Source organism: Tessaracoccus zhenghani (genome assembly GCF_055326325.1).
In genome coordinates, this window is record NZ_JBUZNQ010000001.1 from 645,250 (window position 1) to 659,184 (window position 13,935).

Here is a 13,935-nt window from a genome sequence, read left to right on the forward strand (position 1 = left end):
TCTTGGAGTTCCCGCCTACGCGCTGGTCACCGAATGACCTCGAAGTTTGGCAAGCTGGGCCCATGGACGGCCTCCTGGATGACGACTTCGACCCGCTCGCGCCGGTCCACGTCGCAGACCCCTCGAACGAGGTGGGAGAGGAGGAGGCCGCCAACTCCATCGCAGACCCCCAGCGGATCGTGCGGCTGTGGTTCGAGGACGGCCGCCTGACCAGGGTTTCGGTCTCCCCCATCTGGCACCGCAAACTGGGCGAACACCGCACCCTCGGCAGCGCGTTCGCGGCGGCGCTGGCCGCCGCGCGGATCCGCATCGCGGAGCCGGAGGAACTGCCGGAGCCGGATCTCGACGGCGTGGACTTCTCCGGTCTGTGGCGCTTCGGCCCGGATCCTTTCACCACGTTCCAGTTGGCGTTGGAGAACGTCAACCAGCGCTGGCAGGCGGCGGCCCAGCGGCACCTCGAGCACCCGCCCGCTGCGTCGGAACCGGTGAGCGTGGTCCAGGAGGGCGCCTTGGGGGTGCGGCTTGACGAACAGGGCCACCTGGTGGCCGTCGAGTTCGACGAGGACTGGCTGGACGAGGCGGACGTCCGCGAGATCAACGACGGTGTGTTGAGACTCGCCCAGCAGGCCTACGCCCGCTACGTTGCCCCCTCAGACGCCGCCGGCGAACTGGCCGCCATCACGCGCGAGCATGAGATTCTGATGGCCGGCCTCCGCCGGATGGTGACCGGAAGGGATCCAGCATGACGAGCAACGAAGAGCTCTGGGACCAACTCACGTTCCGCGTGACCCGCTCCCAGGTGGGCGGCGTCCGCGCTGAGGACGACGACCTCCTCGCCACGGCAGACCTTCTCGAGGCGACGATCAATCCCCACCGCGGGGCCCAGGCCGGCATGGGCGGCGGCGGCTCCCCCGGGATGATGCCTCCCATGATGATGGGCGGCGCCGGCGGCGCGGCCGGTGGTGCCGCCGCCCCCGCAGGCGGCCTCGGCGCCGGCGGGCGGCTGGCGGACCCGGCTGCCGGCCCGCTGTCCGTCCCCGCGTCAGCACCGGCGGCAGCGGGCGTCCCCGGCGACGCCACGGCCCTCCCGCGCCAGAGCGGCGGAGCGGGCGGCGGCACCGGTGCCGGCGGTATTGCCGGCGGCGCAGGGCCCGCTCCCCTCGCAAGCGGCGGCGGCCCCGGTGTCGAACCCGCGGCGGCAGCGGAGGTTGCGCCCCCCGTCGAGCAGGCCAGCGAGGTGGCGGGGCTGGCGATGGTGGCCGGTGAGACCGCAACTCTCGGGCGTGCGGTGGCGGTGGCGCCGGCGTCGGAACCGCTGGACGGGTTCGAGGCAGACCCCACGCAGTTGCACGGGCTGGGAGAGCGCTGGTCAGGGCTTGCCGAGCAGGTCGCCGGATTGTCGCGGCATCCCGAGGCGGGTATGGGGCTGTTCGATGACGCCCAGCAGGCGCAGCACTCCCTCAGCCAACAGCTGGACTCATGGCGCACCGGCGCCGTGGAGGAGTTCGAGGCGATGGCCGAGCGGCTGCACGTGACGGCGGCCCGGTACGGCCGCGTCGACGATGAGGGAGTCGCCGAACTGCGCCGCACGGAAGGGCTGGACGCATGACCACCCGGACGCTCGTGATCAGGCTGGCACAGGTGCAGGCAAGTCTGCTGCGCCAGCAGGACGCCAACGCCACCGCCCCGAAGGCGGACTTCGACGCCGTGCGCGACGCCACCTGGGGGCTGCAACGCTCGGCTCAACGGGTGCTGGACGCGGATCTGAGGCAGAGCCGCGAGGCCGTCGCGGAGATCGCCCGTCAGCACCCGGAGATGCAGACGATCATCGGCTACCTCGTGGCAGACGGCGAACGAGCCGCCAGGGCGGATCTCGAGGAGGCGGTGGGCGAGCTGCGCAGTGCAGTGAACAGCCGGCTGAACCCCCATTCCCCCGTCCCCACCCGGCTGGAGACGCAGCAGGGTGAGGTGCTGGCGCAGGCGGACCACCTCGACGAGGCCCTCCGCACCGCCCAGGAGCTGCAGGAGTGCGGCACCTGGCAGGGCGAGGCCGCCCAGGCGTACCGCACGTCGGCGGACACGCAGGCCAACGCGCTGCAGGAGTACGCGGCGGTAACGCGCGCGTCGGCGGCGTACCTCGGGCAGGCCGCGCTCCTGCACCGCGCCACCTTCTTCCTCTGCGCGGAGTCCCTGAAGGCCGCCGCCGCCCAGGTCGACGTGCTGGTCGCCGGGGATGCGGGGCACCTGTTCGCCCGCACGCGCCGGGCGATCGCGGAGGTGAACCGGGCCACCTCCCAGCTGGGCCGCGACCTCGACGGGGCCCTGCACGGCACCCCCGCACTGGATCTCGCCCGGGGACTGGAGGACCTGGTGCGGGGCGCCGAGCTCCTCAAGGGCAACTGGCCGCAGGGCGGCGAACCGCCGAAGTGACGCTGCACTCCATCGCGTGCCACGACCGCGACTTCACCCAGTGGCGCGGCGGCGCGGACCACGCCCTGATCTGGGCCGTGCTGGCTGACGTCGACGACGTGCGCGCCGCCGTCGACTCCGCCCGCGCCCACTGGGCCGACGTGCTGCTGCCGCGCTATGACCGCCAGCCCCACATCACCGTCGGCTACGGCGGGCCGGTGCCGAAGCCCGGCGCCACCCCGGAGGATGAGCCGTACACCCCCGAGCGGATCGACGCGGACCGGGCCGCGGTCGAGGCGTTGGGCCTGGCGCCGTTCGAGGTGCGGATCGGCGGCTGGGACACGTTCCAGATGGTGCCGTACCTGCGCGCGGAGGCCCCCGAACTGCAGACCGTGGCCGGGGCGCTCCGGGAGGACCGACGGCGGCCGTACGTGCCGCACGTGACCATCGGGCTGTACGCGGTGTCGGCGCCGCTGAGCGAGTTGGCCGGGCGGGCCGCCGGGTGGGAGTCGCCGTCGATCGCGCTGCCCGTGACCCGGCTCAGCCTCCTGCGGTACGACGCGGCGGACGTGGCAGGGCCGCTGACGGAGGTGGACGCGATCGACCTCACGCGGCCAGTGCGAACGCCACGAGGAACACCGTCTGGATGACCTCGATCAGCGAGCCGAAGGTGTCGCCCGTCCAGCCCCCCAGCCGGGTCAGGAGGTGCCGGCCCCAGAGCGCGCCGACGAGAGCCGCGGCCGCCAGGCCGATCGCTGCGGCGAGCAGCGTCTGGTAGCCGCCGGCCCACCAGGCACCACCGAGGACGACGCCGGCGACGGCGACCAGGGTGATCGCCGCGGTCCTGAACTTCGTGACGCCCACGAAGAGCGCCCCGAAACCCTGCTGCCGGGCCGAGAGTTTCGAGACGCTCGCCACGGTGATGCCCAGCCGACCCGCGGCGGCCGCGGCCGCCAGCGCCACCCCGCCCAGCAAGGGAGTGGGCATGGAGGCGAGCGCGGCAGCGTCGATCAGCAGCACGAGGACGAGGGTGGCCACCCCCATCGGCCCGATGTCGGAGCGGCGCATGATCACCAGCGCCTCCGCCGGTGGGCGGCGGGAGCCGAGACCGTCGGCGGTGTCAGCCACCCCGTCGAGGTGCATCGCGCCGGTGACCCCGGCGAGGAGCGCAAGGCCGAGCATGGCCCCCAGGAACGGGCCGGCGAGGTGCCAGGCGCCGAACACGACCGCTCCCCCAGCGGCGCCGATCAGCAGCCCCAGCCAGGGGAAGGCGGCCATGGCGCGGGCAGCGAGCCTGCGGTCCACCTCGAACGCGCGCACGGGGATGATGGTGAACAGCCCGGTGGCCGCGCCGAGCGGATTCATGCCCACCGCTTCGCGATGCCGGCCACGCAGAACCAGACCTCGTCGACGGCCGTCGCAAGGCTGGCGTTGAGGCGACCCAACTCGTCGCGGTAGAGGCGACCGGAGGCGGTGGCGGGCACCACGCCCAGACCCACCTCGTTGCTGACGAGGATGACGCTGCGGCGGGTGGAGCGCACCGCCTCGACGAGGGACTGTGTCCGGGCCGCGACGGTGTCGCGCCAGCCGGGTGCGTCGTCCCAGGCCCCGGCCTCGAGGAGGACGCGGTCGAACCAGACGGCGACGCAGTCCACCAGGACGGGCGCCTCGTCGTCGGCCGCGAGGACGGCGCCGATGTCGAGGGTCTCCGTGGTGCGCCAGGTGCCGGGCCTGCGCTCACGGTGGAGGGCCACGCGGTGCGCCCACTCGGTGTCGCCGTCGCGCAGCTCGGAGGTCGCCACGTACTCCACGTCTGCGACTCCCGCGAACTGGGCCTCGGCCCAGGTCGACTTGCCCGATCGGGCCCCACCCAGCACCAATGCGGTGCCACCACCTGTGAACTGCATCAGCCCTCCGAGACGCCTGCGCTGGCGAAGGTCGCCATCTCGCTCAGGATACGGGCGGCCGCCTGGACCATGGGCAGGGCGACGGCGGCGCCGGACCCTTCGCCGAGGCGGAGGCCGAGGTCGACGAGCGGGCGGAGCCCGAGGTGCGTGACGGCGGCCCGGATGCCCGGCTCTGCGCCGGCGTGGCCGGAGACGAGGTAGCCGCGCACGTCGTCGTTGAAGGCGACCGCGACGCACGCCGCGGAGCACGCGATGACACCGTCGAGGATGACCGGCACCCGGCGCGAGGCGGCGCCCAGGATGAACCCTGCGATGGCGGCCTGCTCGAGCCCGCCGATGGCGGCGACGGTGCCCAGCGCGTCAGTGGAGTCGGGGCGGTGGAGCGCGATGCCGCGCTCGATGACGTCCACCTTGCGGTTCAGCATCTCGTCGTCGGCGCCTGCACCGCGGCCGGTGACAGTGGCGGCGCCGGTGCCGGTGAACACGGAGATCAGAGCGCTCGACGGCGTGGTGTTGCCGATGCCCATCTCGCCGGTGAGCAGGCACTTCGCCCCGCCGTCGATGGCCTCGAGGGCTGTCTCGATGCCCACCTCGACCGCGGCGCGGGCCTCGTGAAGCGTCATGGCGGGTCCCTCCGTGAAGTCGGCGGTGCCGGGGCGCACGCGGCGGTTCCGGATGGCGGGGTGCTCGGGCGCATCGTTGGCGACGCCGACGTTGGTGACCCAGACGGTGGCCCCGGCCTGGCGGGCGAGGGCGTTGATGGCCGCGCCGCCGGCTCCTATGTTGAGCATCATCTGCACCGTGACCTCCTGGGGCCAGGGGCTGACACCCTGCGCGCAGACACCGTGGTCGCCGGCGAAGAGGCCGATCACGGCGGGCTCCGGGACGGGGGGCGGGCAGACGCCGGCGATGGCGGCCAGCCGGTTGCCCACCGTCTCCAGATGGCCGAGGCTGCCGGGCGGCTTGGTCAGCTGGTTCTGGCGTTCCTCAGCGGCGGCCAACGCCTCCGCGGAGACGGGCTGGATGGCGGCGAGTGTGGTGTCGAGCAGCGACATGGGTTTCCTTCGGGTTGGATGGTGGGGTGATCTTGATTCTGGGCGGCACCGCGGAGGGGCGCCGGTTGGCGGCCGCGCTAGGAGGCGGGGCCGTGCTCTCGTTGGCCGGACGGACGGAGGACCCCTTGACGGTGGGCGACACCCGGCGCGGCGGCTTCGGCGGCGCCGAGGGCTTGGTGTCGTACCTGCGGGAGCACCGCGTGGAGGCGGTGCTGGATGCGACGCATCCGTTCGCTGCCACCATGTCGGCCAACGCCGTGGCCGCCTGCGCCCGGGCAGGGGTGCCGCTGCTGCGTGTGGTGCGGCCCGGCTGGGGCGGGCACCCCCTCGCAGCGACGTGGCGCTGGGTGGATTCGCACGCCGAGGCCGCGGCTGCGGCGGCCGAGGGCGAGCGGACGGTGCTGCTCACCGTGGGGCGGCAGCACACCGTCGACTACGTGCCGGCGCTGGCGGGGCATCGCGTGGTCTCGCGGGTGGCGGAGGCTCCCTCCCAGACCCTTCCGGCGGGCTGGGAGGTGCTGACCTGCCGCGGGCCGTTCACCGTTGACGGCGAGCGGGAGTTGTTCCGCCGGTACGGGATCGGCGTGGTGGTGACCAAGGACTCGGGAGGCGCGGCCACTGAGGCCAAACTGACCGTCGCCGAGGAGTACGGGGCCGAGGTGATCGTGCTGCGGCGGCCCGAGCTGCCGCGGGCCGACGAGGTGGCGAGCGTCGAGGACGCCTTGGCGTGGGTCCGTCACCGGCCCACCCCCACCTGACGCAGGGCGGCCACCAACTGCGCGTGCACGCCGGGTGTTCGAACGGCGAGGCGCAGCCAGGTGGGGCCGAGGCCGGGGAAAGTCTCCCCGCGCCGCACGGCGAAGCCTCGCTGAGCCAGCGCTCGACGTGGCCCCTCCACGAGCAATGGGATGGGGTCGTCGGAGGTTTGGGGTGTTTTCCTCGGCGTGTCGCGCCGTGACCCCATCCAATTGCTCACGGTGTCGACCAACACGAACGGGGCGGCCCCCGGCACAGGGCAGAGGCCGAGGTCCGTGAGGCGCATGACGAGGTCGCGACGATGGGCAGCGGCGTCCCGCGCGAGCCCGGCCGCCTCCGCCTGGGCGCGCGGGGTGAGGCAGGCGAGCGTGGCCCGGATGGCCGGGGTGGAGACGGACCACGGCGGCTGCTGGCGCTCGAGCGCCTCGATGAGGGCGGGGTCTCCGACGACGTAGCCCGCGCGGAGACCGGCCAGCGCCCAGGTCTTCGTCAAGGATCGCAGCACCAGCCGCCCGGGCATGCTGGGCGCGATGAGCGTTTCGGGTTCGCCGGGCACGGCGTCGAGGAAGGCCTCGTCCGCCACCAGCACCCCGGCGCGCAGCGCGGCCAGGTCAGCCGCGGAGTGCAGCACCGCCGTCGGGTTGGTGGGGTTGCCCACCACGATCAGGTCGGCCGGCGGCACGACGCCGGGGTCGAGTTGAAAGTCGCTCTCGGGGGTCAGTACGTGGCGCTGGGGTGTGCGGCCGGCGGCCAGCAGAGCGGCCTCGGGTTCGGTGAACTGCGGATGCACGATCAGGGAGGAGCCGGGGATGGCGCGGGCGATGAGGGTGAAGGCCTCGGCGGAGCCTGCCGTCGGGAGCACCATCGCGGGGTCGACGCCGTGGTGCTCCGCGATGGCCAGCCTGGCGGGTTCCGGGTCCGGGTAGGCGGCCCAGTCGGCGTCGCGCATGATGGCCTCCACCAGCCACGCCGGGGTGCGGGGCTGACGGACGTTGACGGCGAAGTCGATGAGCCCCGGCGCGAGATCCTTGTCGCCGTGGTGCCACAGGTCCGTCATGCGCCCACCGCCTCGGCGAAGCGGGCCGCGAGTTGCGGGTGGCCGGCCCAGTGGACGTGGAGGTAGGACGCGTGCAGCGTGGCGGTGGCAACGCCGTCGGGGTCCGGGAGCAGCCAGGCGGGACCGGCGGCTGGACGGTTGAGGAGCCGGGTGCGGTGGAACTCGTGGCCGGTGATCCCCTCCCCCGGGCGGCCCAGCAGCGAGGCGCGCTCCGTGGTGGCAGTGCGGTACCCGACGGTGAGCCGGGGTGCCATCGCCGCGTCCGCCTCGATCGCACCTGCCATGGGGACGCCGTCGAGGCTTCGGCAGAGGTACAGCAACCCGGCACATTCGGCGACCGTGGGGAGGCCTGAGCGGACGGAGTCGCGGATCTCCCCCATCAGGGTGGCATTGGCCGCCAACTCGGCGGCATACATCTCGGGGAAACCGCCACCGAGCCAGAGCCCGCGGGTCCCAGCAGGGAGGGAGTCGTCGAGGAGGGGGTCGAACTCGACGACGCGGCAACCCGCGGCGGCGAGCAACTCGTCGGTCTCGGGATAGCGGAAGGTGAACGCCCGGCCCCCCGCCACGGCGATGGTGGGCGTGCCCTCCACTCCGCAGCCCGGATCCGGGCGCCACGGCACCACGTCCAGGGGCGCTGCGGTCCTGGCCACCACCAGCACCGCGTCGAGGTCGACGTGCGCGGCCACGGCCTCGCCCATGGCGCTGATCTTCGCGTCGTCGCGCTCCGCCGCCGGCACCAGGCCGAGGTGCCGCGACGGCGCCTCGATCTCGAGGTTGCGCGGCAGCACGCCGAGCACCGGCAGGCCCACCTCCTCGACTGCGGCCCGGGCCTCCGTCGCGTGGCGGTCACTGCCCACCTGGTTGAGGATCACCCCCGCCACGCGGATTGCGGGGTCGAAGCGCGCCATCCCTAACGCCACCGCGCCGACGGTGCGCGAGGTGTGCCGGGCGTCGACCACCAGCACGACGGGGGCAGCGAGCAGCCTCGCGACATGGGCCGTCGACCCCTCACCCCTCGTGCCCAGTCGACCGTCGAAGAGGCCCATCACGCCCTCCACCACGGCGACATCGGCCCCCTCGGCCCCGTGCCTGAACAGCGGCGCGATCAACTGCTCGCCGCACAGCACCGGGTCCAGGTTGCGCCCGGGCCGCCCGGTGGCGAGGCCGTGGTAACCGGGGTCGATGTAGTCCGGCCCCACCTTGAACGGCGACACCGTCAGCCCGCGCGCCCGGAGGGCCGCCATCAGGCCCGTCGCGACGGTGGTCTTCCCGCTGCCCGACGACGGCGCGGCCACCACGATCCGGCTCACCATTCGATGCCCGCCTGCCCGCGCTGGCCCTGCGTGAAGGGATGCTTCACGGGCACCATCTCGGTGACGAGATCCGCAGCGTCGATGAGCGGCTGTGGGCACCGTCGGCCGGTGATGACCACGTGCTGCGTGCCCGGGCGCTCGTGGAGCACGGTGAGCACCTCGCCGAGGTCCACCCAGCCCCAGGCGATGGGGTAGGTGAACTCGTCCAGCAACCAGAAGCGGTGTCGCTCCTCGGCGATGCCTTCGCGGATCCGTGCCCATCCTTCGCGCGCCCCGGTCTCCGGGTCAGAGGCGGTGTGGGCCCGCGACCAGCTCCAGCCGGTGCCCATCCTCTCCCACGTGACGTCGCCGGGCAGCGCCGCGAACGCCGCCTGCTCCCCGGTGCGCCACTTGGCCGACTTCACGAACTGGTACACGCCCACGCTCCAGCCCTGTGCCCAGGCGCGCAGGGCCATGCCGACGGCGGCGGTGGTCTTGCCCTTCCCGTCGCCCGTGTGGACGGCGAGGACGGGCCGGTTGCGCAGTTCCTTCGTGCTCATCGCTGCAGCGCCCACGTCACGACGGTGCGCGCCGGGGTCCAGCCCAGCAGGCGACCGATCGGCTCGGCGTGCTCGACGCCGACCCTCGCCAGCGCGCCGCCCCACCGTCGATGGGCCGCGACGCACACCTCTTCGGCCTCCACGGTCACGCCGTGCACGACGATCCGGCCGCCCTCCGGCAGCCGGCCGATGGCCTGTTCCACCAGGGCGGGCGTCGCGCCGCCGCCGATGAACACGGCGTCGGGGTCCGGCAGCTCGGCGAGCCCGTCCTCGACGGCGCCCCGGACCAGCGTGTAGCTCCCGGCCGGCGCCAACCGCCGGGCGTTGGCCTCCGCCCGGTCAGCCCGCCGGTCGACCCGTTCCACAGCGACGCAGCGGCAGCCTTCCGCCGCGCGGCACCACTCGATGCCCACCGACCCGGCGCCGGCGCCCAGGTCCCACAACAGTTCACCCGGCATCGGCCGCAGGTGCGCGAGCGCGCCTGCGCGCAGCGTCCGCTTCGTGATCAGCCCGTCGTGCTCGAAGACCTCCTCCGGCAGGCCGGGGGTGCGGCCGAGGACGGTGCAGTGCGGGTCGTTGATCATCGTGCCTCCAGCAGAGCGGTGACGTCGTCGAGGTGTCTGGGGGTGCCGGCCAACCCTAGGCGGCCGGCGAGCTCCAGCGGCCACGGGCGGTGGAGCCGGGCGGCGGTCAGCAGCGCAGCGTCGTTCAGCAGCGACACCGGCCCCTGCCGCACCCGGCCGTCCACCACCACGGCGACCTCGTCGGCCCAGGCCAGCGCGAACGCCACATGGTGCGTGGCCAGCAGGATCCCGGCGTCGAGGCCGTCCAGGGCCGCGAGCAGTTCGTGGACGCCCTCGGGGTCGAGGCCCGCGGTGGGTTCGTCCAGCAACAGGTAGTCGGGCCGCATCGCGACGGCGCCCGCGAGCGCCACCCGCTTCCGCTCGCCGTAGCTGAGGCGATGCGTCGGCCGCGCGGCGAGGTGCGCGATGCCCAGTTGCCGCAGCGTCTCGTCCACCCGCACTGCGGCGTCGGTCTCGGACAGTCCCAGGTTGAGCGGCCCGAACGACACGTCCTGGCGCACGTCGGCGGAGAACAACTGGTCGTCGGGGTCCTGCAACACGAGCTGCACGCGGCGACGGTGGGCGCGCAGCCCGGCCCGCGACCGCTGCAGCGGCTGACCGTCGAGGAACACCCGGCCGGAGCGCAGTTCCAGGGCCCCGGCCAACGACTGCAACAGCGTGGTCTTCCCGGACCCGTTGGCGCCGAGCAGCGCCACCTTCCCGCGCCCCACCTGGACAGACGCGCCGGCCAGCACGGGACGTTCCGGGTAGGCGACCGTGATCTCCTCGGCAACCAGCATCACGCCACCGCCCAGACGGCGAGCCAGATGCCGACGACGAGCGCGGCGTCGCGCAGCACGCTCAACCCGGCAGCACCCGGGGCGGGCCGCAGGGTCGGCAGGTCCTCCTCGTAGCCGCGCAGCGCCAGGCCGTGCTGCAGGCGCGTGGCACGTTCCCAGGTGCGCAGCAGGACGGTGCCGGTGGCGTCGGCGGCGTAGCGCAGCCGGCGGGTGAACGGGGCGTCGGCGGCCAGCCTGGCCTGCTGCGCCTGCTGCAGGGCGACGGCGGTGCTCAGCAGTACGAACACCAGCCGGTACATCAGCTCGGCGATCTCCAGCAGCGGTGCCGGGATGCGCAACCCGCGACACCAGGCGAGCAGGTCCACCATGGTCGTGGTGGTGACCAGCAGCAGCAGGGCGAGCGTGCCGGCGACGCCGTGCGCCAGCACATCGAGCGCCCTGGCCCCGCCGTCGGGTGCCCACGAGAGCACGGCAGAGCCGCCCACCTGCACGGCGAGCGGAAGGACCCCCACGGCGATGAAGACCACCGGCGGCACCGTGACGAGCGCCACGAGGGAGGCCCGGATCCGCGCGGAACCCAGCATCAGCGCGACGGCGACCGCAGCCACCAGCGCGGACCCGGGCCAGGCCGGGGTCACCAGCGCCGTGAGGACCAGGGCGAGCGACAAGGCCACCCTGATGCCTACGGGACGCGCGCGCCACGGCGACCCCCAGGCCGCGTCGTCGACCGTCGCCAGGTGCGCCATCGCCCTACTCCTCCGTCGCGTCGGGAGGGACGCGACGACGGGTCAGGCGGCCCAGCAGGAACCCGAGAACGACTCCCCCGACGCCCGCCTGGATGGCGAAGAGTCCGGCCTCCACCTCCGGCCCGTAGCTGGCGGGCGAGAAGAGGGGCTCTGCCCAGGGCTCGGCGGGGAGCATCGCCCCCACCGTCGCATCCGTTCCCTCGAAAGTGGCGCCGTCGGGAGCGAAGACCACCGCGAGGAGGTAGCCCACCACCAGCGCGGCGATGAGGGCGATGGCGGTGACCAGTTCCCAGGTGCGGAACCTCCCCCTAGGCATGGGTGCCCTCGCTGAGCAGGCCCAGGCGCACCAGTTCGGGGCGCGCGGCGCGCGCCAGGAACCCGAAAACCAGGACGCCCAGCACGCCCTCTGCCGCGGCGAGGGGGATCTGCGTGAGCGCGAACACCGTGGCGAACTTGGTGAAGGCTGCAGCGAAGCCGCCCGCAGCGTCGGGGTACGCCAGCGCCAACTGCGCGGAGGTGACCAGGTACGCGGTGAGGTTGGCCACGAACATGGCGCAGCACACCGGCAGCCATGCCGGCGGGCGCAGGGCCCGGACGAGGCGGAAGGCGCCGTAGGCGGCCCACGGGCCGGCCACCGCGAAGGAGAAGACGTTGGCGCCGAGTGTGGTGAGGCCCCCGTGCGCCAACAGCAGCGCCTGGAACAGCAGCACCAGCGTGCCGATGAGCGCCATCACGGACGGGCCGAACACCGCGGCACCCAGCCCCGTACCGGTGGGATGCGACGATGAACCGGTCACCGACGGCAGCTTGAGCGCGCTCAGCACCAACGTGAAGGCACCGACGGCGGCGATGAGCAGTTTGTTCTCCGGGTGCTCGCGTGAACTCCGCACCACGGCGACGGCGCCGTGGATCACGAACGGTGCGGACGCTGCGAACCAGGCTGCGCAATGCAGCGGTGGCAGCATCCCCTCTGCGATGTGCATGGGGATTCCTTTCGGCCGGGATGTCGCGTCCCGGCGATCGGGTGGTGGGGATCCAGTTCCTGACTCTCCGCCCGGCTGGGCGGTTCACAGTGGCGCGACCGTGCCGGCTTGTTCCGGCTTCCTGGTCTCCTCACGGGGGGTTTTGTGTTGTGTCCCCATCCAACCAGACACCCGCCGGGAGGGTCGCCGGGGGGTGCACTACGGTGTCGGCGTGACCTACGACTACCTCACCGACGGCTCCGAGATCTACCGCGAAAGCTTCCGCATCATCCGGGAGGAAACCAACCTGGAACGGTTCCCCGATGACGTCAGCCGCGTCGTGGTGCGCATGGTGCACGCCAGCGCGGCCACCGACCTCGCCGACGACGTGGACTTCACGCCGGGGGTCGTGGCAGCGGCCAACGCCGCGCTGCTGGCCGGGGCGCCCATCTTCTGCGACTCGTCGATGGTGGCCACGGGCATCATCCGCTCGCGACTCCCGCGCGACAACGAGGTGATCTGCCACATCAAGGACCCGGCGCTGGCCCAACTGGCTGCTGACAAGGGCATGACCAAGACGATGGCCGCCATCGACCTGTGGCTGCCCCGCCTCGACGGCGCCGTCGTCGCCATTGGAAACGCCCCCACCGCGCTCTTCCGGCTGCTCGAGATGGTGGCAGAAACCGGGGTCCGGCCCGCCGCCGTGGTGGGCATCCCGGTGGGCTTCGTGGGCGCCGCGGAATCGAAGGCGGCGCTGGCCGACAACAGCCTCGGCCTGGAGTACCTGGTGGTGCACGGCCGACGCGGCGGCTCGGCGTTGACGGTGGCCGCGGTCAACGCGATCGCCAGCGTGGACGAGCTGACCAACACATCCCGGCAGGAGGGCTGATGGGCCGCGAGGTGGCGCTGATCGGCATCGGCGCGGGCGACCCGAACTGGCTCACGCTCGAAGCGGTCGCGGCGATCCGCGAACTCGACGTCCTGTTCGTGGTGGTCAAGGAGGACGAGTACGAGGAACCCGTCGCGTTCCGGCGTGACCTGGTGGCCCGGCACCGGGGATCTGATCTTCCCGGTTTGCGCGTGGTGGAGTTGACAGACCCGCCCCGGCCCTGGCGCAGCACGCCCGACTATCCCGCCGCTGTGACCCGGTGGCGACAGCAGCGCTTCGAGCAGTGGGGCGCCGCCATCGACGGGGCGCTCGGCGCCGACGAGACCGGCGGCTTCCTGGTGTGGGGCGACCCCAGCCTGTACGAGTCGACGCTGGCCATCGTCGAGCGGATCGCGGAAGCCGCCGTCGAACCGTTCTCCGTGCGCGTGCTCCCGGGGATCAGTTGCGTGCTGGCGCTGGCGGCGCGGCACCGCATCCCGCTCAACCGGCAGGGCAGGGCCGTGCAGATCAGCCCAGCACGGCTCCTGGCCGACGGGCTGCCCGACGGCGTGGACGACGTCGTCGTGATGCTCGACGGTAAGCAGACCTTCGCGACGATCGATCCCGCCGGCATCGACATCTACTGGGGGGCGTACCTGGGCACGCCGGATGAGATCCTTGTCAGCGGCCCGTTGGCCGACGTCCGGGAGGAGATCGCCCGGGTGCGGGCCGACGCCGCGACCCGCAAAGGATGGATGTTCGACACCTACCTGTTGCGGCGGGTGGGGCTCGACGCCTGAGCCTGCCGCCTGCAACTGGTCGAAGGACCCCGACGCCGACCGCGATGCCCACCCGCCCGTGATCGGCCACGTGACGACGAAAATTGTCAGAGGTCAGTGCTAGCACAAGTTGCCCCTGACAAGGCACTTTCCCTTGTTTTAGACCGTGCGTTCCCTT

General features: G+C 73.0%; 14 protein-coding genes and 2 pseudogenes. 7 read left to right on the top strand and 9 right to left on the bottom strand.

What is annotated here, in order from left to right:
- Positions 1 to 62 precede the first annotated feature (62 nt).
- The 4 genes from ACZK4S_RS02910 to ACZK4S_RS02925 are packed head-to-tail and all read left to right on the top strand — an operon-like array spanning position 63 to position 3,059.
- Positions 63 to 746 carry a hypothetical protein gene (locus tag ACZK4S_RS02910; RefSeq protein ID WP_463643297.1) on the top strand — a complete coding sequence of 228 codons (684 nt, stop codon included), beginning with the start codon at positions 63 to 65 and terminating at the stop codon, positions 744 to 746.
- Positions 743 to 1,609, top strand: a complete 867-nt coding sequence (locus tag ACZK4S_RS02915; protein ID WP_463643298.1) for a hypothetical protein — start codon at positions 743 to 745, stop codon at positions 1,607 to 1,609. Before ACZK4S_RS02910 ends, ACZK4S_RS02915 begins: the two co-directional genes overlap by 4 nt.
- Positions 1,606 to 2,430, top strand: a complete 825-nt coding sequence (locus tag ACZK4S_RS02920) for a hypothetical protein (RefSeq protein WP_463643299.1) — start codon at positions 1,606 to 1,608, stop codon at positions 2,428 to 2,430. Before ACZK4S_RS02915 ends, ACZK4S_RS02920 begins: the two co-directional genes overlap by 4 nt.
- On the top strand, positions 2,427 to 3,059 hold the full coding sequence (locus ACZK4S_RS02925) for a 2'-5' RNA ligase family protein (protein ID WP_463643300.1): 633 nt from the start codon (positions 2,427 to 2,429) through the stop codon (positions 3,057 to 3,059). Before ACZK4S_RS02920 ends, ACZK4S_RS02925 begins: the two co-directional genes overlap by 4 nt.
- On the opposite strand, the gene ACZK4S_RS02930 is transcribed toward ACZK4S_RS02925, so the two are convergent.
- Together ACZK4S_RS02930 and cobT are read right to left on the bottom strand one after the other, a co-directional pair.
- Positions 3,016 to 3,774 (bottom strand): adenosylcobinamide-GDP ribazoletransferase, encoded by a 759-nt coding sequence (locus tag ACZK4S_RS02930; protein WP_459396220.1) that lies wholly within the window; start codon positions 3,772 to 3,774, stop codon positions 3,016 to 3,018. The genes ACZK4S_RS02925 and ACZK4S_RS02930 overlap by 44 nt on opposite strands.
- Positions 3,771 to 5,371: pseudogene (gene cobT / locus ACZK4S_RS02935) on the bottom strand (nicotinate-nucleotide--dimethylbenzimidazole phosphoribosyltransferase). Before cobT ends, ACZK4S_RS02930 begins: the two are co-directional and overlap by 4 nt.
- Before the next feature lie 26 nt (positions 5,372 to 5,397).
- Here cobT and ACZK4S_RS02940 point away from each other — a divergent pair.
- Positions 5,398 to 6,129, top strand: a complete 732-nt coding sequence (locus ACZK4S_RS02940) for a cobalt-precorrin-6A reductase (RefSeq protein WP_463643301.1) — start codon at positions 5,398 to 5,400, stop codon at positions 6,127 to 6,129.
- On the opposite strand, the pseudogene cobBC reads toward ACZK4S_RS02940, so the two are convergent.
- From cobBC to ACZK4S_RS02975, 7 genes and pseudogenes are all read right to left on the bottom strand, one after another.
- A pseudogene (cobBC, locus tag ACZK4S_RS02945) lies at positions 6,108 to 8,500 on the bottom strand (bifunctional hydrogenobyrinic acid a,c-diamide synthase/histidinol phosphate aminotransferase CobBC). The gene ACZK4S_RS02940 and the pseudogene cobBC sit on opposite strands and share 22 nt — an antisense overlap.
- Positions 8,494 to 9,039, bottom strand: a complete 546-nt coding sequence (cobO, locus tag ACZK4S_RS02950) for a cob(I)yrinic acid a,c-diamide adenosyltransferase (RefSeq protein ID WP_076061056.1) — start codon at positions 9,037 to 9,039, stop codon at positions 8,494 to 8,496. The pseudogene cobBC and the gene cobO overlap by 7 nt, the downstream one beginning before the upstream one ends.
- Positions 9,036 to 9,623, bottom strand: coding sequence for a precorrin-6Y C5,15-methyltransferase (decarboxylating) subunit CbiT (cbiT, locus tag ACZK4S_RS02955; RefSeq protein WP_463643302.1), 588 nt, complete (start codon positions 9,621 to 9,623; stop codon positions 9,036 to 9,038). Before cbiT ends, cobO begins: the two co-directional genes overlap by 4 nt.
- Entirely contained in the window at positions 9,620 to 10,417 is a 798-nt protein-coding gene (locus ACZK4S_RS02960) for an energy-coupling factor ABC transporter ATP-binding protein (protein WP_463643416.1), read from the bottom strand. The genes cbiT and ACZK4S_RS02960 overlap by 4 nt, the downstream gene beginning before the upstream one ends.
- Positions 10,402 to 11,148 carry a cobalt ECF transporter T component CbiQ gene (gene cbiQ / locus ACZK4S_RS02965; protein ID WP_463643303.1) on the bottom strand — a complete coding sequence of 249 codons (747 nt, stop codon included), beginning with the start codon at positions 11,146 to 11,148 and terminating at the stop codon, positions 10,402 to 10,404. Before cbiQ ends, ACZK4S_RS02960 begins: the two co-directional genes overlap by 16 nt.
- Positions 11,149 to 11,152: 4 nt before the next feature.
- Positions 11,153 to 11,464, bottom strand: a complete 312-nt coding sequence (gene cbiN / locus ACZK4S_RS02970) for a cobalt ECF transporter S component CbiN (protein ID WP_463643304.1) — start codon at positions 11,462 to 11,464, stop codon at positions 11,153 to 11,155.
- Positions 11,457 to 12,131 (bottom strand): energy-coupling factor ABC transporter permease, encoded by a 675-nt coding sequence (locus ACZK4S_RS02975; RefSeq protein WP_463643305.1) that lies wholly within the window; start codon positions 12,129 to 12,131, stop codon positions 11,457 to 11,459. The genes cbiN and ACZK4S_RS02975 overlap by 8 nt, the downstream gene beginning before the upstream one ends.
- A gap of 211 nt (positions 12,132 to 12,342) precedes the next feature.
- Here ACZK4S_RS02975 and ACZK4S_RS02980 point away from each other — a divergent pair, with 211 nt between their 5' ends.
- Positions 12,343 to 12,999, top strand: coding sequence for a precorrin-8X methylmutase (locus ACZK4S_RS02980; protein WP_463643306.1), 657 nt, complete (start codon positions 12,343 to 12,345; stop codon positions 12,997 to 12,999).
- Positions 12,999 to 13,778: a precorrin-6A synthase (deacetylating) gene (cobF, locus tag ACZK4S_RS02985; RefSeq protein WP_463643307.1), complete on the top strand. Its 780-nt coding sequence runs from the start codon at positions 12,999 to 13,001 to the stop codon at positions 13,776 to 13,778. Before ACZK4S_RS02980 ends, cobF begins: the two co-directional genes overlap by 1 nt.
- Positions 13,779 to 13,935 lie beyond the last annotated feature (157 nt).